This is a genomic window from Elizabethkingia miricola (assembly GCF_001675285.1).
GTDB lineage: Bacteria > Bacteroidota > Bacteroidia > Flavobacteriales > Weeksellaceae > Elizabethkingia > Elizabethkingia miricola.
This window is the reverse complement of the sequence record NZ_LSGQ01000030.1, coordinates 118,490-139,105: the sequence shown is the minus strand read 5'-3', so window position 1 is coordinate 139,105 and position 20,616 is coordinate 118,490. Positions and strand designations below refer to the sequence as shown.

The window sequence follows — 20,616 nt, the reverse complement described above, 5'->3', positions numbered from 1 at the left end:
TATCAGTTATATTATTTTGTAAAATAGTTTTACAAAGGTATTACAATTAATTTTCTCAGACAAATTTTATTGCTGCCATACCTTTGTCTTGTTCAAATAGAGAACACATTACAATTTAGAAAAATATTTTTAACAAAATTAAATTTAATTTATTATGAAAAAGTCATTCTTAAACATCGCTGCTGCTGCTGCTATCGTTGCTATCTCTTTAGTATCTTGTAAAAAAACTGAAGCTACTGCTACAGAAGGTACAACTGATTCTGCTAAAGTAGACTCTGCTAAAGTTGATTCTGCTGCTGCTCCAGTAAAAGCTGATTCTGCTAAGGTAGAAGCTCCTAAAGCTGACTCTGCTAAAGCTGATGCTAAAGCTCCAGCTGCTGACGCTAAGAAAGAAGAAGTTAAAAAATAATTTCTCACAAAGATAATTATTAAGCCGCTCATTGAGCGGTTTTTTTTATGCATTAGATTATAATGTAAAAAATCCCTTAAATATATTAAGGGATTTTTATTATTCTGTAGAGGATTCTTATATCTTTTGTCTCAGGATTTCATAGCATGTAATTGCTACAGCATTACTCAGGTTAAGAGAATCTATGCTGCCTGTCATCGGGATCAGGTAATTACTGCCTTTATCTTTCCAGAAATCGCTTAATCCGGAATGTTCTGTGCCAAAGCAAGCAACTGTCTTCTTATTAAAATCAGCATTCTGGATCTGTTTGGTGTTGTCATCCATAAATGTTGTGATAATCTGATAATTGTGCTGTTTAAAGAAATCCATAGCCGATTCATTATCTGTCTGGAAGAAGTTCATTCCGAACAAACAGCCAACACTGGAGCGTATTACGTTTGGATTATAAAAATCGGTTTTAGGATCGGTAATGATGATAGCGTCAATTCCAAAAGCTTCACAGCTTCTCAGTACAGCGCCAAGATTACCAGGCTTTTCTACACTTTCCAGAAGGATAATTCCGGAATTAGGTTTTGGAGTAAAATGTTCTAATGATTTTTGTTTTTCCTGATAAACTCCAATAATACCTTCTGAAGTTCCTCGGTATGCAATTGCTTCATAAACCTTTGCAGAAACATTATTAATTACGGCAGAAGGGATGGTTCCTTGGAATATATCGTTACAGATAAAGAATTCTGTAGGAGTATAGCCAAACTGAATAGCTCTTTCGTTTTCCTGAACACCTTCTACAATGAAAATGCCACTTTTACGGCGTTCATTGTTTTTGGACATCAGTCTGGTTAATTTCTTTATTTTATCGTTCTGTATACTTTCTATTTGCATTTTGCAAAACTAGGCAAAATTTATCATTAGAAAGATTTCATTACTGTTTCATAAAGCAGGATAATGATTTTTTTATACAGATGATTTCTCTGATACAGATCTTCTGTATGATATCATTGTCCAGAGGTTTCCAATGAACAGAGAAATGCTGCTTGCCAGCCATAGATAATATCCTAAGCCATAAGAGGTGATTGCGGCTTTGCCACCACCTTCATTAACGGTAATAGTGCTGGCGTAAAGGTAAGAAAGGCTTAAAAGAAAAGCCATTAGACTTAATGGTGTAGATATTTTAGGTTGTTTTATAAGAAGAAGTAATCATGAAATAAACAAAAGAGGATTTGCCAGCCAGGCAATTCCTCCTTCAAAAATTTCGGCCCAGCCTAACAGCAGGCATGCTATAGAAAGCATATAGTCACTATCCATATTAACAGCAGTCTGTGTTAATGATGTAAGAAATAGCGCTATACTTATGATAGGTGCCAGGCTTTGTGGTTTCATTTATTCCTCGATACTTTCACTGTTTTCAATAAGATTTTGTGGAAGTTCTTTTTTGCTTTTTATTCCCAGTGCTCTTAACTTTTGAGTTTGTATTACAAGGTTATCATTTCCTGTGGAAAGCTGTTTATAAGCATCTGTATATGCATTTTTAGCCTGATCAAGGCCTTTTCCTACTTTCTCTAAATTCTCTACAAAGCCTACAAATTTATCATATAATTTAGCGCCTCTGTCGGCAATCTCCATTGTATTTCTGTTTTGGTATTCCCGTTTCCACAGATCAGCAATCAGCTTAAGAGAAGTAATAAGATTGCTTGGATTCAGTAATAGAATTCTCCTTTCATAGGCATAATTCCATAGATTCTGATCTGCCTGCATTGCTGCAATATAGGCTGGCTCACTAGGGATAAACATCATGACGAAGTCCAGAGATTTTCCATAATCATCATAGGCTTTCTGGCTAAGCTGCTGGATATGGTTTTTAATGGATGCTAAATGCTGGTTGAGTTTTATTGCATAGATTTCAGGATCAGTTTCATCTACAAGCTCAGTGAAGGCTGTTAGAGAAACTTTGGAATCTATAATTACATTCCTTTCATCAGGGTATTTCACAACAGCATCCGGACGCATTTTTTTTCCGGAGAATTCAGAATAGATAGCCTTGTTGTTTTCGTCGCGGAGTTCGTGTTCAAGATAATATTCCCTTCCTTTTACCAGTCCGGATTTTTCCAGGATGCTTTCCAGAATCATTTCTCCCCAATTTCCCTGGGTTTTGCTTTCTCCTTTCAAGGCTCTTGTCAGCTTTTTTGCATCTTCAGAGATTTGCTGATTTAGTTCCGCGAGTTCTCTTACCTTTTCTGCTAATGAAAAACGCTCCTTATTTTCCTTTTCATAAGCTTCATTGACTCTGTTTTTTAGTTCAGCAATCTTCTCTTGGAAGGGTTCTAAAATTGTTTTAAGGTTGTTCTGATTAAGAGTGGTGAATTTCTCAGTTTTTTCTTCCAGAATTTTATTGGCCAGGTTTTCAAATTGAAGTTTTGCTTCTTCCTGAATTTTAGTTACCTCTTCTTTTTGGGTTTCAAGAGATTTCTGTAAACTTTCATTAATAGCAGATAATTCAGAATTTTTTGCAAATAATGTTTGTTTATCGGATATAAGGTTTTCAATCTGAGATACCTGTTTTGTGTTTATTTGTTTTTGCTCCTGAGATTGAGAGTTAAGAGCCGAATATTCAGCTGATATTTTTGCAAACTCGTTTTTCAGATCGCTTAATAGATCTGACTGCTGCTGGCTAAGTTCCTTTTCTTTATTAATAATCAGTGCTAGTTCCTGATTTTTCAGATTAAGGTTTTCCAGGTCTGATACACTTTTAATGTATGAATTGTTTAATTCATTGTATGAGTTTCTGGAAATGGAAGATGATTTTGAAATAAAATACAAAATTACAGCACCAATAACTCCGCCAACAATAAATCCAATAAGTAAATAGGTTATTTCCATCTTTCAAAATTACAAAATATTGTGTGGCAATATAAAACTAATTATAAAGGTATTCTTTACTGGAAACCGTAAAATAATGGTTTATCTGCTGATAATTAAGAAGAAAGAAAAGAAAAAATATTTAATGATTTAGCTGCCAGAATCCCCAGGCTAAAACCATATTGAAAGTATCCCATAATAAAGTGGGAAGTATGAGGTAGCTTGCCGTTTTAGAAACTCGCTTGAAGAGAAAGAATAAAATTATGGTCAATACCCATGTTATAATATTTACGATAACTGCAAGATCTAATAATTTGAAGTTAAAGAAAATAATGAACCATAAAGATATGAGTACGAAAATGATATAATAATAGGTAAGCGCTTTCTGGCGATGTTTGAAACGATTCTCTTTGGCTTTCCAGATGAAATAAAATGCAATGCCGGAAAGGAAATACATTAAAAATATAGTCCGGAATAGAAAATTAGATGGCGGAGTGAAAAGAGGTTTGTCCAAATGATTGTACCATACATTGAATGAGTTGGCAGGCGTTAAAGCGTGTATAATGAAAAATACAAATACATGAAAGGATATACATGCAGCTAAAGCCTTCCAGTCAATTTGTCTTTTCATGTGCTCTTCTCTTTGGTTGTGCAAATTTACTCAAAAATAGAAAAGAAAATCACTAAGGATTTTCTTTAACTATTTTTTATAATTTTTTGATGCAAATGAAAGTGTAGACTCTGCTAATCTCTTATCTGAAGAAATTCTTTGGCAAGTTCTATCATTTTAGGATCTCCGGTATATTTACCCTTCTCATCAGAAAGTTTTACGGTTGGAATCCATTCGTTGTTAATTCCTTTTACACTGATAAGCTTCATTACGATGTTGCTTGGCGCAAGACCAACGTCGTTAGTCAGATTGGTTCCGATACCGAAAGAAATGCCAATTCTGCCACGGCAGGCTTTAGTGATTTCTTCAACTTTCTCAGGGTTCAGGGCATCAGAGAAAATAATGTATTTAAATAATGGATTGATGCCGTGCTTTTTATAATGTTCTATAGTTTTGTTAGCAAATTCAATAGGATCTCCACTGTCGTGTCTTACGCCATCGAATAGTTTTGCAAATTTTTTATCGAACTGCTGAAAGAATACATCTGTAGTGTAAGTGTCGGAAAGAGCAACTCCCAGATCACCACGGTAAACATCCACCCAGTGTTCCAGGGAAAGAGAATTGGCCATCTTGAAACCATATTCTGCTGCATGGAACATAAACCATTCGTGGGCATGTGTGCCAATTGGTTTTACATTGTACAGCATAGCCATGTGTACATTGGAAGATCCTGTAAAGGTAGAGTCTTCCATCGATGTAAGTGCCTGCATAACCAATCGGTGTACCCTGTAAGAGTGTCTTCTTCTCGTTCCGAATTCTGCAAAAGGAACCTGAAGTGTTTTGAACTTTTTCTCTTTCTCTATAGTCTTCTGGATGATTGTTTCGTCATCTTCTCTTTGAAGGCCTTTCATCGAGTAATAAAGCTCACTGATCAAACATAATAAAGGAACTTCCCACAAGATTGTCCGGTACCATAATCCTGAAACCTGTACCTCCAGGCTTGTTCCTTCTTGTTTAATGTGTACTTCGGATGGGTCGTAGCGATAGCCTTCCAGAAAGTCTATATAGGGTAGGTCCAGATATGGACATGTTTTTTTTAAGAATTGTTTTTCTTCTTTGGTAAGCCTTAGTTGAGACATTGCATTGACAGCTTTTTTTAGCTCGTCCGCAAAGCCTTCAGGATATTCGTGTTTACCACGATTTATAAAATCATATTTTACAACTTCACTTGGAAACAGCTTTACAACAGCACATTGCATGGTGAATTTGTAAAAATCATTATCTAATAGGGAAACCAATCTTACGTTATGATCTTCTAACATCTTCGTTTATTTATGCTAATATAAGGAAGATAGATGAAAGATTATAGAAATAAAAAGCAGCCTCTTTAAAATCAAGAGGCTGCTTTGTTCTATATATTATATGATATAGAATGGGTTTATTTTCCAAGGAAAGAGCTGTACATCCATACTTCTTTTTCCTGTTCTGTAATATAATCGCTCATTAAAGAGTTTGTGCCTTCGTCACCTGCTTCGTCTGTAATGTCTAGCAATTCTCTCTGAAGTTCAATAATCTTTTTGAAAGAAACAAGAATGTCTTCAACACATTTGCGGCCATCGCTTACTTCGTTGCTCTCTTTAATAGATGAGTTTTTAATATAGAATGAATAATTATGCTGTGGTTGTGCACCTAGTGTAAGAATTCTTTCAGCAATTTCATCAATCTTTAATATAAGGCTGTTGTATAGTTCCTCGAATTTTGGGTGAAGTGTGAAGAATAAATCACCTTTTATATTCCAGTGCGCTCCACGTGTATTCTGATAAAATATTGAATAATTAGACAATAAAACATTTAGTTTTTCAGCAATGTTCTTGCAATTTTCAGCTTTTAGTCCTATTAAATTAGAATTTTTCATTTGTATTATTTTATTAATGTTAATATTTCGATATACAAATTTAATAAATTAAAACTATTGACTTGTTTAATTTTGATAGATTAAATCTAACTAAAAGATAAACATTGAAAGTTGCAGTGGATAATTATGAAAAAGTGTGTTAAATACTTTTAATGATTCTGTAATATTATGTTCATCGTCTTAACAGGAGAGGAAGGTTATTTTTGCGGTCATATAAAACACCAATCACAAAATATTTTATAATGAAGAAATTTACATTGCTATTTCCTCTTATTTCATTGTTGTTATCATTTTCATGTAATGATAATAATAATGAGTCATTTGAGTCCGCTCAAAAGGTGGCAGAAAAGTACCAGACTAAAAATGTTGTCCTGCTTGTAGTAGATGGTCCCCGTATCTCCGAGACCTGGGAGGCTGCCAATAAAGAAAATATTCCGAACAGAGTAAATCTTTTACAACAGGGAGTTTTTATCAGTGACTTCAAAAATAATGGTACAACCAATACCAATCCGGGGCATAGTGCAATGTGTAGTGGAGTCTATGAGTCCATCCAAAATAATGGGAAAGAGCTGCCAGGCTTTCCGTCAGTAATGCAGCAGTGGCTGAAGTATACTGGAGCGGATAAGACTAAAGCTTGGGTGATTGCTTCTAAAGACAAACTTGAAGTCCTGAATAATTGCAAGCTTGATGGTTGGAAAGATAAGTTTCAACCTAGTGCAGATTGTGGTATTAGTGGTAATGGATCCGACTATCGTGATGATGCTGTAACTGTAGCGAATACAAAAGAGGTAATGAAAAAGTATAGCCCTAATATTATTGTTATAAATCTGAAAGATGTAGATTCCTATGGGCACAATAATAATTGGAAGGAATATATTAAGGCTATAAAAACAACAGATGCTTCAATTAAAGAAATATGGGATTATATCCAATCTTTGCCTTCATATAAAGATAAGACCACATTAATTGTAAGTAATGATCACGGAAGGCACATTGATACTAAGGGTGGATTCCAGAATCATGGAGATGATTGTGCGGGTTGCAGACATATTGAATTTTTTGCAATGGGTCCGGATTTTAAAAAGAATGCTACCATTAATACGGGTAACTACGAGCAAATAGATATTGCAAATACGATTGCAGAACTTCTGCAATTTCCGCTGCAATATTCAAAAGGAAAAGTAATAAAAGATGTATTTAAATAAGTGAAGAAATAATGAGCTTTAGAATTGTAATGATATGGTTTACAAATTTTAATACTGATTTTTCTGCACGAAATAAAAACATAATTGTTTGTAAATCAAAAAATAATTTATATTTTTGCATCCTCAAATAAAAAATAATAAAGCAATTACATGCCTACTATTCAACAATTAGTTAGAAAAGGAAGAGCCACGCTTACTAAGAAGAGTAAATCGGCTGCTTTGGAATCATGTCCACAAAGAAGAGGCGTATGTACGAGAGTATATACAACCACGCCTAAGAAACCTAACTCAGCTTTGAGAAAAGTTGCGAGAGTTAGACTTTCTAATGGTAAAGAGGTTAACGCCTACATCCCGGGAGAAGGACATAATCTTCAAGAGCACTCGATAGTATTGGTAAGAGGCGGAAGGGTGAAAGACCTACCGGGAGTTAGATATCACATTGTACGTGGTGCTTTAGATACTGCGGGAGTTAACGGAAGACTTCAGAGAAGATCTAAGTACGGAGCTAAGAGACCTAAACCAGGACAAGCGCCTGCAGCTACAGGTAAGAAAAAGTAATCATTAAATTAGGAACAGTACAATGAGAAAGACAAAAGCTAAAAAAAGACCTTTGCTACCAGATCCAAAGTTTAATGATCAATTGGTAACAAGATTTGTAAATAACCTGATGTTAGACGGTAAGAAGTCTATCGCTTTCAGAATTTTCTATGATGCATTAGAAATCGTTGAAAAGAAGAAAGAAGATCAGGAAAAAACTTCCCTTGAAATTTGGAAAGATGCGTTAACTAACGTAATGCCACACGTAGAGGTAAGATCTAGAAGAGTTGGAGGAGCTAACTTCCAAATTCCAATGCCTATCCGTGCAGATAGAAAAATCTCTATGGCAATGAAGTGGTTAATTAAGTATGCTACTGCCAGAAATGATAAGTCTATGGCTCAGAAATTAGCTGCAGAGATTGTTGCTGCTGCTAAAGAAGAAGGTGCTGCTGTTAAGAAAAAGACAGATACGCACAAAATGGCTGAGGCTAACAAAGCATTCTCACACTTTAAATTTTAATTTGTAAGATGAGTAGAGATCTTAAATACACAAGAAATATTGGTATCGCTGCACACATCGATGCTGGTAAAACTACTACAACTGAGCGTATCCTTTTCTATACAGGAAAAACTCACAAGATTGGTGAAGTTCACGAAGGTGCTTCTACCATGGACTGGATGGAGCAGGAAGCTGAAAGAGGTATTACTATTACTTCTGCTGCTACAACTTGTAGCTGGAACTTCCCTACAGACCAAGGTAAATCTTTACCAGAAACTAAAGGATACCACTTCAACATCATCGATACACCAGGACACGTTGACTTCACAGTAGAAGTAAACCGTTCTTTAAGAGTATTAGATGGTTTAGTATTCTTATTCTCTGCAGTAGACGGAGTAGAGCCTCAGTCAGAAACCAACTGGAGACTTGCTGACAACTACAAAGTTGCTAGAATGGGATTCGTAAACAAAATGGACAGACAAGGTGCTGACTTCCTTAACGTGGTAAACCAGGTTAAAGATATGTTAGGATCTAACGCAGTTCCAATTGTATTACCTATCGGTGCTGAAGAAGACTTCAAAGGTGTTGTAGACCTTATTAAGAACAGAGCAATTGTATGGGATGAGGCTGGACAAGGTGCTACTTTCGAAGTAGTTCCAATTCCTGAGGATATGAAAGCTGAAGTTCTTGAATACAGAGAGAAATTAGTTGAAGCTGTTGCTGACTATGATGAGACTTTGATGGAGAAATTCTTCGAAGATCCAGATTCAATCTCTGAGGACGAAATCAACGAAGCTTTAAGAAAAGCTACAATTGATCTTTCTATTATCCCAATGACTTGTGGATCATCTTTCAAAAATAAAGGTGTTCAGTTCATGCTGGATGCTGTATGTAAATATCTTCCTTCTCCAATGGATAAAGACGATATCAAAGGTACAGACCCAAGAACTGATGAAGAAATTACAAGAAAACCAGACGTTAAAGAACCATTCGCAGCTTTAGCATTTAAAATTGCTACTGACCCATTCGTAGGTCGTTTAGCATTCTTCAGAGCTTACTCTGGTAGACTAGATGCAGGTTCTTATGTTCTTAACACAAGATCTGGTAACAAAGAAAGAATTTCAAGAATCTATCAGATGCACGCTAACAAGCAAAACCCTGTTGAGTATATCGAGGCAGGAGATATTGGTGCAGCTGTAGGTTTCAAGGATATTAAAACTGGTGATACTCTATCTGATGAAAAGAACCCTATCGTTCTTGAATCTATGATCTTCCCAGATCCGGTAATCGGTATCGCTGTTGAGCCTAAAACTAAAGCAGACCAGGATAAACTTGGTAACGCATTAGCTAAGCTTGCTGAAGAAGATCCAACTTTCCAGGTTAAAACTGATGAGGCTTCTGGCCAAACTATTATCTCTGGTATGGGTGAGCTTCACTTAGATATCATTGTAGACCGTTTAAGAAGAGAATTCAAAGTTGAAGTTAACCAAGGTCAGCCTCAGGTTGAGTACAAAGAATCTCTTACTGCTACTGCTAACCACAGAGAAGTTTACAAAAAACAAACTGGTGGTCGTGGTAAATTCGCAGATATCGTATTCGAAATCGGTCCTGCAGAAGAAGGTAAGTTAGGTCTTGAATTCATCAACGAAATTAAAGGTGGTAACATTCCAAGAGAATTTGTTCCTTCTGTAGAAAAAGGTTTCAAAGAGGCTATGAAAAATGGTCCTTTAGCTGGATTCGAAATTGAAGGTATCAAAGTAACTCTTAAGGATGGATCTTTCCACCCGGTTGACTCCGATCAGTTATCTTTCGAATTAGCTGCGAAGCTAGGTTTCAAAGAAGCTGGTAGAGCTGCTAAGCCTGTAATCATGGAGCCTATTATGAAACTTGAAGTTGTAACTCCTGAGGAGTACATGGGGGACATCGTAGGTGACCTTAACAGAAGAAGAGGTACAGTAAACGGTATGGATGACAGAAATAACGCTAAAGTTATCAAAGCATTCGTTCCATTATCAGAAATGTTCGGTTATGTAACTTCATTAAGAACATTATCTTCTGGTAGAGCTACTTCTTCTATGGAATTTGAGAAATACGAACCAGCTCCAAGCAATGTTGCTGAGGATGTAATCGCAAAAGCTAGAGGTTAATTTTAAATTAGATTAAAAATGTCACAACGAATCAGAATAAAGCTAAAATCTTACGATTACAACTTAGTTGATAAATCTGCTGAGAAAATCGTAAAAACAGTAAAGGCTACAGGGGCTATCGTAAACGGGCCTATCCCTTTACCAACAAATAAAAGAATCTTCACTGTGTTGAGATCTCCACACGTAAACAAGAAATCAAGAGAACAGTTCCAACTTTCTGCTCATAAGAGATTGATGGATATCTATTCTTCTTCTTCTAAAACTGTGGATGCTCTAATGAAGTTAGAACTTCCTAGCGGTGTAGACGTAGAAATTAAAGTGTGATAACGTGCATACTTTGCCGTGATAATAGAAACACCACATTCGAAAGAATGTGGTGTTTTTTTATGTACTGTTGCCACGATAAAATTTTTCTCTAATTTTAGAGAAATAATATACATATATGAAATATATTCTTCTCATTCTAAGTTTCTGCGTTTCAGTTATGCAAGGGCAGGTACATAAGTTTATTTACCAGTACAAATACAAATCAGATTCTTTGAGTAGCCATTATGATGAAGTAAAAATGATTCTGGAAGTATTACCGAATACTGTGAAGTTTTATGATAATGAATATATAAGTATGGATTCTATTAACATGAAAGGTGGGCAGATGGAAGGTTATACAGGTGCTCCGATGTTGGAGCGTAAAAGGAATACTTTTAATAATATAAGCAGAGTACAACTAGATTTCAACAGTTTTTCACTGGCTAGTACTGACAAGATGGACTGGAGGCTTACCAAAGAAACTAAGATAAAGGACGGATACCAGCTACAAAAAGCTACTACAAAATTTGGAGGACGCAATTGGGTTGCCTGGTTTTGTAAAGAAGTAAATATAGATGAAGGACCTTATAAGTTTCGAGGCTTACCGGGACTTATTTTTGAAGTTGAAGATACTGGACATAACTTCATTTTCAATCTTGTGAGAAGTACAAATGAGAAGGCTGCATACAATACAACTAATTTCTTCGAAACTGCCTATGGTAAGAAACCAGTGCCAATTACATTAGAAAAGTATCAGCAAAAACTTTTAGAAACATATAATGATCCTCTACAGTGGGCCAGAGAAAACTTTGTAGAGGGAAAGTCCCAGTCTGCTGTAATGGGAATAAGGATTACTAAAAAAGAGCAGTTTAAGGAGCTTTCTGTAAAAATGCAGGAGAAGATTAGAAGAGAGTATAATCCAATAGAACTGGACAAGGCAATTAAATATAATTAGGGTGAGATAAATAACTCCACTTTTTAATATTTTTTTCAGGGTATTTTAATTTGGTTTTAAGCACGGGAAAATACCTTTGCAAGCCTATGGAAGAATTATTATTAAGAGACGGAGAAAAGATTCAGATTGCTATTTTCTTCATGTTGTTTTTTGTTGGGTGGAATCTTGAAAATTTTATCTCTTCGGGACTTGATTATAAAAAATGGAAACATGCCTTTACCAACATGCCATTTATTTTTACCAGCCTGCCTGCAGAACTTATTCTGAGTGTACTGTTTGTTAAGACAATTGCATGGACGCAGTTACATCATTTTGGTGTTATCTACCTTTTGCCTTTAGATGGTCATCCTGTATTATTGTTTGTGGTCAGTTTTCTGCTTTTAGATCTTGGTGAATATATCTACCATGTTGTTGCACATAAAGTAAGGCCATTGTGGAGTTTTCATGCTGTACACCATAGTGATAAAGTCATGGATATATCGACAACATTAAGAGAGCATCCCGGTGATAATCTTTTAAGAATGCTTCTGACATTGCTTTGGGTATTTCTTTCCGGAAGTTTGTTTTGGGTACTTATCCTTCGCCAGATTATTCAGTTGTTTTTTAGTCTTTTCAGTCATCTCAATTTCCGTCTTCCGGAAAAAACAGACCGTATTGTAAGTTTGCTTTTCAATACACCCAATTTTCATCATGTTCACCACCATCATAAGCTTCCGTTAACAGATTGCAACTATGGAGATGTTCTGACTATATGGGATAGGATTTTTGGAACATACAGAAGAGCTGAAGCGCACGAAATTGTATTTGGCGTGGATTATTATCCAAAGAAAGTGGAGACAAGTGATTTCAAAACACTTTTTGTATTACCTTTTAGAAAACTGAAGAAAAAGTATTTTTAAATCAATTTTATATTGATTTACAGATTCTGTTTTTATTATATTATTCTCTGATAAAGGATTGTAACTTGAAAGTTATAATCCTTTATTTTTTTTGTATTCCTTCTTATAGTTTTCTATTTCAGCTTTTTCATCAAACTGTATAACGAGATCTTTTTGCTTTGTCTTAGCCACTTCGCCATCACTTCCGTCTTCAGAATCTTTTTCCATATCCTCAATTGTACCGGAATAATTAAGCTCAATTTTATTGCCAATACGATAAACTAAACCCCTTACTGAATCTTTTATTGCCGGAATTATAAAAGGAACAGTATTCAATCTGGATGTTGTATCAATGCAAACTGTTTCATTGTTGTTTTTACTATCCTTACTGATTATAGAATATACATCACATTGTTTGGATTTTATAGTTTCTTTCTTATTTGTTCTTTTTACCAGAAGAGTATTTTTAAAATCTGTTAAGTCAAGATCCGGATCATCATTATTTTTATACTTGTTCCTGTCAAAGGTGTCTTCAACAGCAATTTTAAAAACTTTCCCATCATCTGAATATACCGCATAAAAATGCTTATTTACATTTAAGGAAGCAGTGTTTCCCATAGGAGTTGCTACGACAAAGAGATTAGCTGAATAATCAGATGTGGAAAAAATATTTAAAAAATTGGAGTAAAAATCGTCTTTAATCCTGTAGGATACTGCATTTTCAAATTTATATGTTTGCATCTGTGAGAAAGCCAATAAAGAAATAAATGAAAATAATAAGCTGAATGTATTTTTCATATTTGTTTTTATATGGTGAAAGTAGCGAAAAGCCCCAATATTTAATGTATTTTAGAGAATATTAACTGCTAAAATCCCTGTTTTCAGGGATTAAATGTCACAATTTATAACGGTTAATTAATTGAAGAGTAGTACTTTTGATAGAATAAAACAAATAACCATAAACTATGAAAACAGCATACTCTAAAAAATTAGGGCTGTCCGTACTTTCATTTCTGGGTATTGCTATACATGCCCAGCATATTTATCCTCCACAAAAAGAACTTTGGAATCCCGATAAATTGGGTAACAAAAGAGCAGTTGTGAAATTTGAAGGAAAATCTAAAGTTGCAAAAGCTATAATTCCGTGGAGAAGTCCCGAAGTAAAAGATGGACAACGGATTTTAGTAGTAGACAGTACTTCACAGAAACAATATGAAGTAAGTGCTTATCTCAATATCAACAGAGAGCAGGGAGAAGTTCTTTTCGACCCTGTTTCCGGAAAAGGGACATACTATATTTATTATCTTCCTTATGAGTTGAAGGCCAGTGAAAATTACCCGCAAGCTGTTTATCTCAAGAAAACAGTTTCCGGTACTTCGGATGTAAAAGGAAGTGAGGTAGCAAAGTTTATGCGGATAGATGCTGTAGACAGATTTAACGAGAACAATCCTATGGAAGTTCTGGCTTCAAAAACTGAGATAGACCAGTATCTGAAAAAACATGTAAACGATGCCTATCTGATATTCCCGGAATCCAGAGAGAATCCGGTAAAGATGAATGAACTTCCACAGATATGGGTAGATCCTAAGAGGGATAACAGCAAATTTGCCGGAAAGACTGACAAAGGAGAGTTCTATGCTTTTCAGTTGGGTGTATTGGCAAAAGATACTGAGCTTAAAAATGTAAAAGTTACTGCAACAAATCTCATTTCCCCTGCAGGTAAAATAAGTGCATCGCTTTTTACTTCTATCAATACAGATGGTACCAGCTATGAAGGAAAACCTCTTAAGTTTGCTGTAAATGTAAAGCCAGGTAATATTCAGCCCATTTGGTGTGGATTCGATATTCCTGCTGATGTTCCTGCCGGGATTTACAAAGCCGTTGTAACTATTCAGCCTGAGAATGCACCAGCACAAAATATTCCGGTAGAAATTAATATCTCCGGTACCGTTGCGCAGCACAAAGGTTATGATGAACCCTGGAAGATGACGCGCCTTCCATGGCTTAACTCTACCATGGCACAAGAGAATACGGTAATCAAACCTTATACACCATTAGTATATAATACAGCCAATCGTGAAATTTCTCTGTTAGGAAGAAAGGTAATTCTTTCGCCGGATGGACTTCCCGCAAAAATACAGACATTCTTTACTCAGGAGATGACGGAAATCTCCACAAAAGCTAATGAAGTATTGGCTTCACCAGTTAAATTTAATATAGTAAATACTAACGGAACTCCCGAGAAGTTTGGTCAGGCAGAATTTAAGCTGGACAAAAAAGAAGAAGGATTGTACAGTTGGCATTCGCAAAGTCAGGGACAGAACCTGAAAATGGAAATAGAAGGATCTCTGGAGTTTGATGGCTTTATGGAATATAAAGTAAAAGTAACGGCGCTGAATGATGTAGAGCTAAAGGATATCTCTATGCAGATTCCGTTTTCATCTTATGCATCCAGGTACCTGATGGGGCTAGGTGAGAAAGGAGGAAACCGTCCTGAAAATTTCTCATGGAAATGGGATGTGGCTAAAAAGAATCAGGATGGTGCCTGGTTGGGTAATGTAAATGCCGGGCTACAGTTCAGCCTTCGGGATGAAAAATACTCGCGCCCGCTGAATACTAATTTCTATTTGCAAAAACCTCTGATACTTCCGAGTTCATGGGGAAATAATAATAAGGGCGGAATTAATATTACAGAAGACAAATCCGGAGTAATTGTTAATAATTACAGCGGAAGCCGAAACCTGAAAAAAGGTGAGGAGTTGTATTATAACTTCCATTTACTCATCACGCCTTTCCATACTATAAATACAGAATGGCAATGGGAAAACAGATTTTACCATAAATATGTTCCGATAGAAAAGGCCAAAGAGAGTGGTGCCAACGTAATCAATATTCACCATGGTACTGATATCAACCCGTATATCAATTACCCTTTCATTGCTACAAAAGAAATGAAAGATTATATCAGCAAGGCACACCAGAGCGGGCTGAAGGTGAAAATCTACAATACCATCCGTGAGGTTTCCAACAGAATGTACGAGCTGTATCCTGTAAGAAGTCTTGGACACGAAGTTTTTTCTGCCGGAAAGGGTGGTGGTTATTCATGGCTGCAGGAACATCTTCACAACGATTATATTGCCGCATGGTATGTTCCGGAATTTAAAGATGCAGCTATTATCAATAGTGGTATGAACCGTTGGCATAATTACTACGTAGAAGGTATGAACTGGCTGGTTGATAATATTGGTATTGACGGAATTTATCTGGATGATGTAGCCTTCGACAGAGTAACGATGAAGCGTGTAAAAAAAGTGATGACTAAAAACGGACATCCGGGTATTATAGATCTGCATTCTGCCAATCAGTTTAATGATAAAGACGGCTTCAACAACAGTGCTAATCTTTATATGGAGCATTTCCCGTACCTGAACAGATTATGGTTTGGGGAGTATTTCGATTATGAGAAAAATAAACCAGATTTTTTCCTTACAGAAGTTAGTGGTATTCCTTTCGGTTTAATGGGAGAAATGTTACAGAATGACGGAAATCAATGGAGAGGAATGATCTTCGGGATGACAAACAGGTTAGGCTGGTCGGATAAAAGTAATCCAACTCATCTGTGGAAGGCTTGGGACAATTTCGGAATTAAAGGATCTAAAATGATAGGCTACTGGGTAGATAACAATCCGGTAAAAACTGACAATAAAGAAGTTCTGGCAACAGTTTATAAGAAAGATAACAAAGTTATGGTAGCACTTGCAAGCTGGGCTTCTGGTGATACCTCTGTAAAACTAAATATAGACTGGAAGAAACTGGGAATTAATCCTAAGAAAGCGATAATAAAAGCACAGACTATTGAAGGCTTCCAGGAAGCTAAAACATTTGGTATAAATGGTGCTATTCCGGTTGCGCAAAACAAAGGATGGCTATTGGTTATTGAATAAATAATGTGACCAGATAAATTATGAACCTTACAGAAACAAAATCTGTAAGGTTTTTATTTTTTACAGAATAGCTATATTTGCCGTTGCAAATGAGAAGTTTAAAGGTAATATTATTAGGGATCATACTTTTTGTTTTAGGATCCTGTGCAACAAAATATGGTATGCAGTTAGAGAACGGAGATCTTTTACTGGTTTCGGCCAATGGCAGTACGCTGTCAGGTGCTATAGACCGGGTGACTCAGACAGATAAATCAACACACTATTCCCATGTCGGGATGTTAGAAAAAGAAGGAAAAGACTATTGGGTTTTGCATGCCGGTACCCGGAACGGATCTGAAAGAGTTCCTCTGGACCACTTCCTTCGGGACGAACAGAATGATAACAACCATGTAGATGTATACCGCCTGAGAACAGCTTATCGTAAAAGTATTCCCAATGCTATTAGCGTTGCTAAAAACTGGCTGGGAAAACCATACAACTATAGTTATATCCTTTCCGATGATCAGTTATACTGTTCAGACTTTGTTCACAGGAGCTTTGCCAGAGATTCTATTTTTCAGTTAGAGCCAATGACCTTTGTGAATCCTAAAACTGGTAAAACCGATGTCGCATGGGAAGCTTTTTATAAAAAACAAAACCTGGAAGTACCGGAAGGTAAGCCTGGATGTAATCCCAATGGGATGGCCGCTTCGCCTAAAATAAAGTTCCTTGGGAAAATAAGAGAGCAGAAATAATTAATAAATATAAATAAACATGGCGCTAAGATTCTTAGCGCCATGTTTATTTATAGAGGTATTTTGATTACTTACTCATGTAATAATCAAAATACAGACAATTAGTCTCTAAAGCTTTTACTGTAGAAGTGCTATTGTAATTCTTTTTCAGTTCAGCAAAATAGGTTCGGAATTTTTGATTCTTTGTTGTCAGCAACATATTATCAAACTTCTTCATTTTAGCATCATAATCCTTATCACTGTAAGAGGTGTTCGAACTTTGTGCTGCTTCCCACTGGTAGTATTTCCCTTGCTCAGCCTGTGCCATTTGGAAGAGAATCTTGGCTTTGTCCTCTTTATTTGGCGACTGTTGTAAAGCTTTCTGGAAATAGCCGATAGCAATATCGAAATTATCGGGCTCTACATAGTGAGCGTCCAGGAAGTTCTTATAATAGAAGTGGAAAGGTTGACCTTTGGAGTTGTCGAAATGAAACTTCTGACTGTTAGCATTATCAACATCCATTACAAAAATATGGCGGTAATATCCTAAAATAGAAGTATTATACATAAGATTACCGATCAGACGATTGGCCATTTTAGCTTTGTCACTATTCCCTTCACCAATCTTTTTCAGCTGTATAAGAGCCTCGGTAAGCTGCATTTTATTCATGTTTTTGGTAAGGAAAGGGAAAGCCGAAGTATCTTCTGCGATCATGGTTTCATTTGGAGCACTTTCATAACTTACCCATTTATTTCTTCCGAATACCAATGACGGAATATTGTTGTATCCGTCGTATACTCCGGATTTATAAACAATCAGACTTGAACGGTAATTTCCCTTATCATCATACATAGCTTCAGTTCTTGGAATACCTTTGAAGTTTTTTGACTTTTGGTAGAAAGATAGCGCTTTCTGGAAATCACCTGTACGCATGGCACGGTCTCCATAGATAATATTGAAGAAAGAATCTACATCACCAACATTGTCAAGGCTTTTGGCGATATATTTTTCAAGTGCTGTTTTATTTGGCTTTTTATAGAATGCCTGAACTTTGGCTACCAGATCCGAGTTAGGGTTATATTGCAGATCAGAAAGCTTATTATTCAGTAGGAAAGATTTAGCATCCTGGTGTTCCATGAAGTAGCGGTTGGCTAGTATATCTATGATGAAATCTCTGGTCTGCATATGCCTCCAGGCATATCTTTCATCTGTGTTTTGGCTTTCTTTAAAAACCTCACTGTATTTTGTAAGCAGGCTGTTTTCGAATTCCGGAGTTATCTTCTTTTGAGAAAGGATATCATTCAGCATTTTCATTTTTGTAATCTGCTGCTGATATTCGGGGTTAGAAGTAGATATTTTATTCAGGATAGCAACACTTGATGCATAGTCGCTTTGTAAAAATTTCAAATAAGCAATTGAAATATCCCAGAACGCTTTGTCCTGGCTTTTTGCTTTGGCATTTTGCAGAGTTTTATCTAATGCTGCTATAAAGTTTTCACCTCCTTTGTCCTGATAAAAATATGTTGAACCATAGAACGGAAGTTTGTTAGTTTTATACTGGCAGTTAAGATCGTAACAATAAATATTCGTTGGCAGGTAATTTCGTTCCAATTGGTTGATGCCTCTTACTGCAAGAACTTTCAGGATTTCAGAATCAGCATTGTTGGCGATCATTTTATCCATAATAGGTACAGGATTGTTGTACTCGTTATAAGCCAAAAGGAAATAGGCCATGTTCTTTTCTTCAGGTGTCTTGGCTCTTGCCAGTAAACTTTTGAAATCGTTGGCTTCTGTAAGCTTCAATGAAGAATAAACAGATTCTTTATTCGTTTTTCTATGAATAAACACCTGAAAGAAATCCCAGTTAGCTTCATCCTTTTTCTTTAATCCTCTTAGTGCACCCGCTTTTTGATCTAGTGCATCCCAATAGATTGCATTTTTCAACTTCAAAGGTGCAGCGTAGGTATTGAATGCCCTAACCGCTTCATCAAATTTTAAATTATAGTGATTAAATCTTACAAGCTGATAGGCATATCTTAGTTTTATATCGGCTCCCTTAGCTGTATTATAACCATCCAGCAAGGATTTTACAGTAGCAGCATAGTTCAGATCCGATGCATTACGTTGCCCTTCTGAGTGTGTCGAATAAAAAGAGTCTTTGCTCGGAACATATTTTACAAACATATAAGGCTCCAGTTCCTTCGCCTTTGTCAGGTAATCCAGTCCGTCTCTGTATTTGGTATAGAAATCTTTTCCCAGTTTTTTTGAAAGCTGGTGTGTAAGATCTCCTTTTTTCCAGTTTTGCAGATGCTTCAATCCAACAACCTTCACCAGGGCATTGGTTTCTTCATAAGACAGCTGATTGTTGAAGTACTTCTCCCAGTCTTTTATATTTTCATCTTCTGCTTTCAGTTTGCTTTCCGGTTCATAATATGCATAATCATATGACAACAAAAACGGAAAGTATTCAGGACGCTGGATAATTTCCTGTCCAAACAGATTGAAATAAATACCATCTGTGTCTGAATCGGCACATGCAGAAGCCTGATTGTACATCAGAAAGCATAGTGCAACGGAAGTTAATATCTTTTTCATAATTGGTTTTTAGTATTGATAGTGTAAAAATCGTGAATCTAAATGATAATAAATAATGTTGTAGTTATTTAATTTTTTGCTCAGGAAGCCTTTTACCTGATCCAGATCTTTTTGGGAGATTTCTTCTACTTTGACCTGAAAGCCTTTACTCAGGTAGAAACCTTCGTAAAAGTGATCTTCTTCAACCTGATAGATATGTTCTGCTACTTTTTTAAACTTTGGATCGGTCTTCAGATTTTCTTCTGATACAGCGTTTATGAGTTTATGTTTTCCCAAATGGTTGGTTACAATACCCCATGAATAAATAGGCAAAGCAATATCTAGTTTTAGTGGATAGTCACCTATACCGGATAGATAATTCTTCAGTGTCGCAACATCCAGGATAGAGTTTTCCTGTTTATCTTCCAGAGGAGAAGAGGTAGAGTAGCACATCAGGTAGCCTTTGCTTACGGGTGGAATACCGGTATTCTTTTTATCCTTTACCTGGTGAAGGCGTATGGTACACGAAATATCTTTTCCCGAAACCTGTTTTAGTTTTTTCAGAAAAGCAAAATAATCGGCTTTAGTTCCGGCTGTCCAGTCACTGTCAATCTGAATTTCGTTAATGCTATTAAAAGTATTTTCTCTACTGACTCTTTGGATGAATTCGTTAGTCTTTGCTGCAAGAAAGTCCAATTCTTCAGGTGTTATATTTTCCCACACTCTGTTCATAATAAAAACAACAGGAACTACTTTTTGCTGAATATTCTGTTTAGATGTCAGAATACCCACGGGTTGAAAACGCCCGTTAACTTTGTCAATATCAAAATATCGGGTGTACAATATCGGAGTAGTGGCTTTTTCCAAAGCCTGTTTCTCTGTCTGATTAAGTTCAAAATTAGTTCTCCAGTAGTAGAAAGTATATGGATGTTTTTTTTCTCCTTTTTTGCAAGACCATGTAAATAAGGATATTAATAACAGGAGAAGTAAACTTTTTTTCATACTCAAATGTATTGAATTATTATAAGTATTCCGGGTCTGTAATTCAGTTTATCATAAATGAGAAA

General features: G+C 36.0%; 20 protein-coding genes. 10 read left to right on the top strand and 10 right to left on the bottom strand.

Annotated elements, in window-relative coordinates; translation table 11 throughout:
- Positions 1–154: 154 nt before the first annotated feature.
- Positions 155–409 (top strand): hypothetical protein, encoded by a 255-nt coding sequence (locus ATE49_RS15235; protein WP_065082839.1) that lies wholly within the window; start codon positions 155–157, stop codon positions 407–409.
- Positions 410–526: 117 nt separating this feature from the next.
- Here the strand turns inward: ATE49_RS15235 and ATE49_RS15230 are convergent, their stop codons facing one another.
- From ATE49_RS15230 to ATE49_RS15205, 7 genes are all read right to left on the bottom strand, one after another.
- Positions 527–1,291 (bottom strand): TrmH family RNA methyltransferase, encoded by a 765-nt coding sequence (locus ATE49_RS15230; RefSeq protein ID WP_065082838.1) that lies wholly within the window; start codon positions 1,289–1,291, stop codon positions 527–529.
- Positions 1,292–1,363: 72 nt separating this feature from the next.
- Positions 1,364–1,558 (bottom strand): hypothetical protein, encoded by a 195-nt coding sequence (locus ATE49_RS20615; RefSeq protein ID WP_233174433.1) that lies wholly within the window; start codon positions 1,556–1,558, stop codon positions 1,364–1,366.
- A gap of 48 nt (positions 1,559–1,606) precedes the next feature.
- Positions 1,607–1,789: a hypothetical protein gene (locus ATE49_RS20610; RefSeq protein ID WP_233174432.1), complete on the bottom strand. Its 183-nt coding sequence runs from the start codon at positions 1,787–1,789 to the stop codon at positions 1,607–1,609.
- A complete protein-coding gene (gene rmuC / locus ATE49_RS15220; protein WP_065082837.1) occupies positions 1,790–3,286 on the bottom strand; it encodes a DNA recombination protein RmuC in 1,497 nt (498 codons plus the stop codon).
- Between the two features lie 121 nt (positions 3,287–3,407).
- Complete coding sequence (locus tag ATE49_RS15215; RefSeq protein ID WP_065082836.1) at positions 3,408–3,896, bottom strand: TspO/MBR family protein; 489 nt, start codon at positions 3,894–3,896, stop codon at positions 3,408–3,410.
- Positions 3,897–4,009: 113 nt separating this feature from the next.
- Positions 4,010–5,197 (bottom strand): nicotinate phosphoribosyltransferase, encoded by a 1,188-nt coding sequence (pncB, locus tag ATE49_RS15210; protein WP_034871615.1) that lies wholly within the window; start codon positions 5,195–5,197, stop codon positions 4,010–4,012.
- 116 nt (positions 5,198–5,313) lie between these two features.
- Positions 5,314–5,790: a Dps family protein gene (locus ATE49_RS15205; RefSeq protein ID WP_065082835.1), complete on the bottom strand. Its 477-nt coding sequence runs from the start codon at positions 5,788–5,790 to the stop codon at positions 5,314–5,316.
- 242 nt (positions 5,791–6,032) lie between these two features.
- Here ATE49_RS15205 and ATE49_RS15200 point away from each other — a divergent pair, with 242 nt between their 5' ends.
- The 7 genes from ATE49_RS15200 (at position 6,033) to ATE49_RS15170 (ending at position 12,338) form a co-directional block, all read left to right on the top strand.
- A complete protein-coding gene (locus ATE49_RS15200; RefSeq protein WP_065082834.1) occupies positions 6,033–6,995 on the top strand; it encodes a sulfatase-like hydrolase/transferase in 963 nt (320 codons plus the stop codon).
- A gap of 150 nt (positions 6,996–7,145) precedes the next feature.
- Positions 7,146–7,553 carry a 30S ribosomal protein S12 gene (gene rpsL / locus ATE49_RS15195; protein ID WP_009087380.1) on the top strand — a complete coding sequence of 136 codons (408 nt, stop codon included), beginning with the start codon at positions 7,146–7,148 and terminating at the stop codon, positions 7,551–7,553.
- 22 nt (positions 7,554–7,575) lie between these two features.
- A complete protein-coding gene (gene rpsG / locus ATE49_RS15190; protein WP_034871612.1) occupies positions 7,576–8,052 on the top strand; it encodes a 30S ribosomal protein S7 in 477 nt (158 codons plus the stop codon).
- Between the two features lie 8 nt (positions 8,053–8,060).
- Positions 8,061–10,178 (top strand): elongation factor G, encoded by a 2,118-nt coding sequence (gene fusA, locus ATE49_RS15185; RefSeq protein ID WP_034871611.1) that lies wholly within the window; start codon positions 8,061–8,063, stop codon positions 10,176–10,178.
- 18 nt (positions 10,179–10,196) lie between these two features.
- A complete protein-coding gene (gene rpsJ / locus ATE49_RS15180) occupies positions 10,197–10,502 on the top strand; it encodes a 30S ribosomal protein S10 (protein WP_009087374.1) in 306 nt (101 codons plus the stop codon).
- 118 nt (positions 10,503–10,620) lie between these two features.
- Positions 10,621–11,439 carry a GLPGLI family protein gene (locus ATE49_RS15175; RefSeq protein WP_078793970.1) on the top strand — a complete coding sequence of 273 codons (819 nt, stop codon included), beginning with the start codon at positions 10,621–10,623 and terminating at the stop codon, positions 11,437–11,439.
- An 86-nt stretch (positions 11,440–11,525) separates the two neighbouring features.
- Entirely contained in the window at positions 11,526–12,338 is an 813-nt protein-coding gene (locus ATE49_RS15170) for a sterol desaturase family protein (protein WP_052669360.1), read from the top strand.
- 72 nt (positions 12,339–12,410) lie between these two features.
- Here ATE49_RS15170 and ATE49_RS15165 read toward each other — a convergent pair whose 3' ends face one another.
- Positions 12,411–13,115, bottom strand: coding sequence for a hypothetical protein (locus ATE49_RS15165; RefSeq protein WP_065082833.1), 705 nt, complete (start codon positions 13,113–13,115; stop codon positions 12,411–12,413).
- 167 nt (positions 13,116–13,282) lie between these two features.
- Between ATE49_RS15165 and ATE49_RS15160 the strand changes: the two genes are divergently transcribed.
- On the top strand, positions 13,283–16,261 hold the full coding sequence (locus ATE49_RS15160; protein WP_065082832.1) for a glycoside hydrolase domain-containing protein: 2,979 nt from the start codon (positions 13,283–13,285) through the stop codon (positions 16,259–16,261).
- 161 nt (positions 16,262–16,422) lie between these two features.
- Positions 16,423–16,995, top strand: a complete 573-nt coding sequence (locus tag ATE49_RS15155; protein ID WP_081278504.1) for a YiiX/YebB-like N1pC/P60 family cysteine hydrolase — start codon at positions 16,423–16,425, stop codon at positions 16,993–16,995.
- A gap of 67 nt (positions 16,996–17,062) precedes the next feature.
- On the opposite strand, the gene ATE49_RS15150 is transcribed toward ATE49_RS15155, so the two are convergent.
- Both ATE49_RS15150 and ATE49_RS15145 read right to left on the bottom strand, forming a co-directional pair.
- Positions 17,063–19,570 (bottom strand): hypothetical protein, encoded by a 2,508-nt coding sequence (locus ATE49_RS15150; protein WP_065082830.1) that lies wholly within the window; start codon positions 19,568–19,570, stop codon positions 17,063–17,065.
- Between the two features lie 9 nt (positions 19,571–19,579).
- Positions 19,580–20,551, bottom strand: coding sequence for a hypothetical protein (locus tag ATE49_RS15145; protein ID WP_065082829.1), 972 nt, complete (start codon positions 20,549–20,551; stop codon positions 19,580–19,582).
- Positions 20,552–20,616: the final 65 nt, after the last annotated feature.

Coding starts and splice junctions, on each gene's coding strand:
- rpsG (WP_034871612.1), top strand. CDS start 7,576: ATGAGAAAGACAAAAGCTAAAAAAAGACCTTTGCTACCAGATCCAAAG.
- pncB (WP_034871615.1), bottom strand. CDS start 5,197: ATGTTAGAAGATCATAACGTAAGATTGGTTTCCCTATTAGATAATGAT.
- ATE49_RS15215 (WP_065082836.1), bottom strand. CDS start 3,896: ATGAAAAGACAAATTGACTGGAAGGCTTTAGCTGCATGTATATCCTTT.
- ATE49_RS15230 (WP_065082838.1), bottom strand. CDS start 1,291: ATGCAAATAGAAAGTATACAGAACGATAAAATAAAGAAATTAACCAGA.
- ATE49_RS20610 (WP_233174432.1), bottom strand. CDS start 1,789: ATGAAACCACAAAGCCTGGCACCTATCATAAGTATAGCGCTATTTCTT.
- ATE49_RS20615 (WP_233174433.1), bottom strand. CDS start 1,558: ATGGCTTTTCTTTTAAGCCTTTCTTACCTTTACGCCAGCACTATTACC.
- ATE49_RS15150 (WP_065082830.1), bottom strand. CDS start 19,570: ATGAAAAAGATATTAACTTCCGTTGCACTATGCTTTCTGATGTACAAT.
- ATE49_RS15165 (WP_065082833.1), bottom strand. CDS start 13,115: ATGAAAAATACATTCAGCTTATTATTTTCATTTATTTCTTTATTGGCT.
- ATE49_RS15175 (WP_078793970.1), top strand. CDS start 10,621: ATGAAATATATTCTTCTCATTCTAAGTTTCTGCGTTTCAGTTATGCAA.
- ATE49_RS15170 (WP_052669360.1), top strand. CDS start 11,526: ATGGAAGAATTATTATTAAGAGACGGAGAAAAGATTCAGATTGCTATT.
- ATE49_RS15200 (WP_065082834.1), top strand. CDS start 6,033: ATGAAGAAATTTACATTGCTATTTCCTCTTATTTCATTGTTGTTATCA.
- ATE49_RS15160 (WP_065082832.1), top strand. CDS start 13,283: ATGAAAACAGCATACTCTAAAAAATTAGGGCTGTCCGTACTTTCATTT.
- ATE49_RS15205 (WP_065082835.1), bottom strand. CDS start 5,790: ATGAAAAATTCTAATTTAATAGGACTAAAAGCTGAAAATTGCAAGAAC.
- rpsL (WP_009087380.1), top strand. CDS start 7,146: ATGCCTACTATTCAACAATTAGTTAGAAAAGGAAGAGCCACGCTTACT.
- fusA (WP_034871611.1), top strand. CDS start 8,061: ATGAGTAGAGATCTTAAATACACAAGAAATATTGGTATCGCTGCACAC.
- ATE49_RS15145 (WP_065082829.1), bottom strand. CDS start 20,551: ATGAAAAAAAGTTTACTTCTCCTGTTATTAATATCCTTATTTACATGG.
- ATE49_RS15155 (WP_081278504.1), top strand. CDS start 16,423: ATGCAGTTAGAGAACGGAGATCTTTTACTGGTTTCGGCCAATGGCAGT.
- ATE49_RS15235 (WP_065082839.1), top strand. CDS start 155: ATGAAAAAGTCATTCTTAAACATCGCTGCTGCTGCTGCTATCGTTGCT.
- rpsJ (WP_009087374.1), top strand. CDS start 10,197: ATGTCACAACGAATCAGAATAAAGCTAAAATCTTACGATTACAACTTA.
- rmuC (WP_065082837.1), bottom strand. CDS start 3,286: ATGGAAATAACCTATTTACTTATTGGATTTATTGTTGGCGGAGTTATT.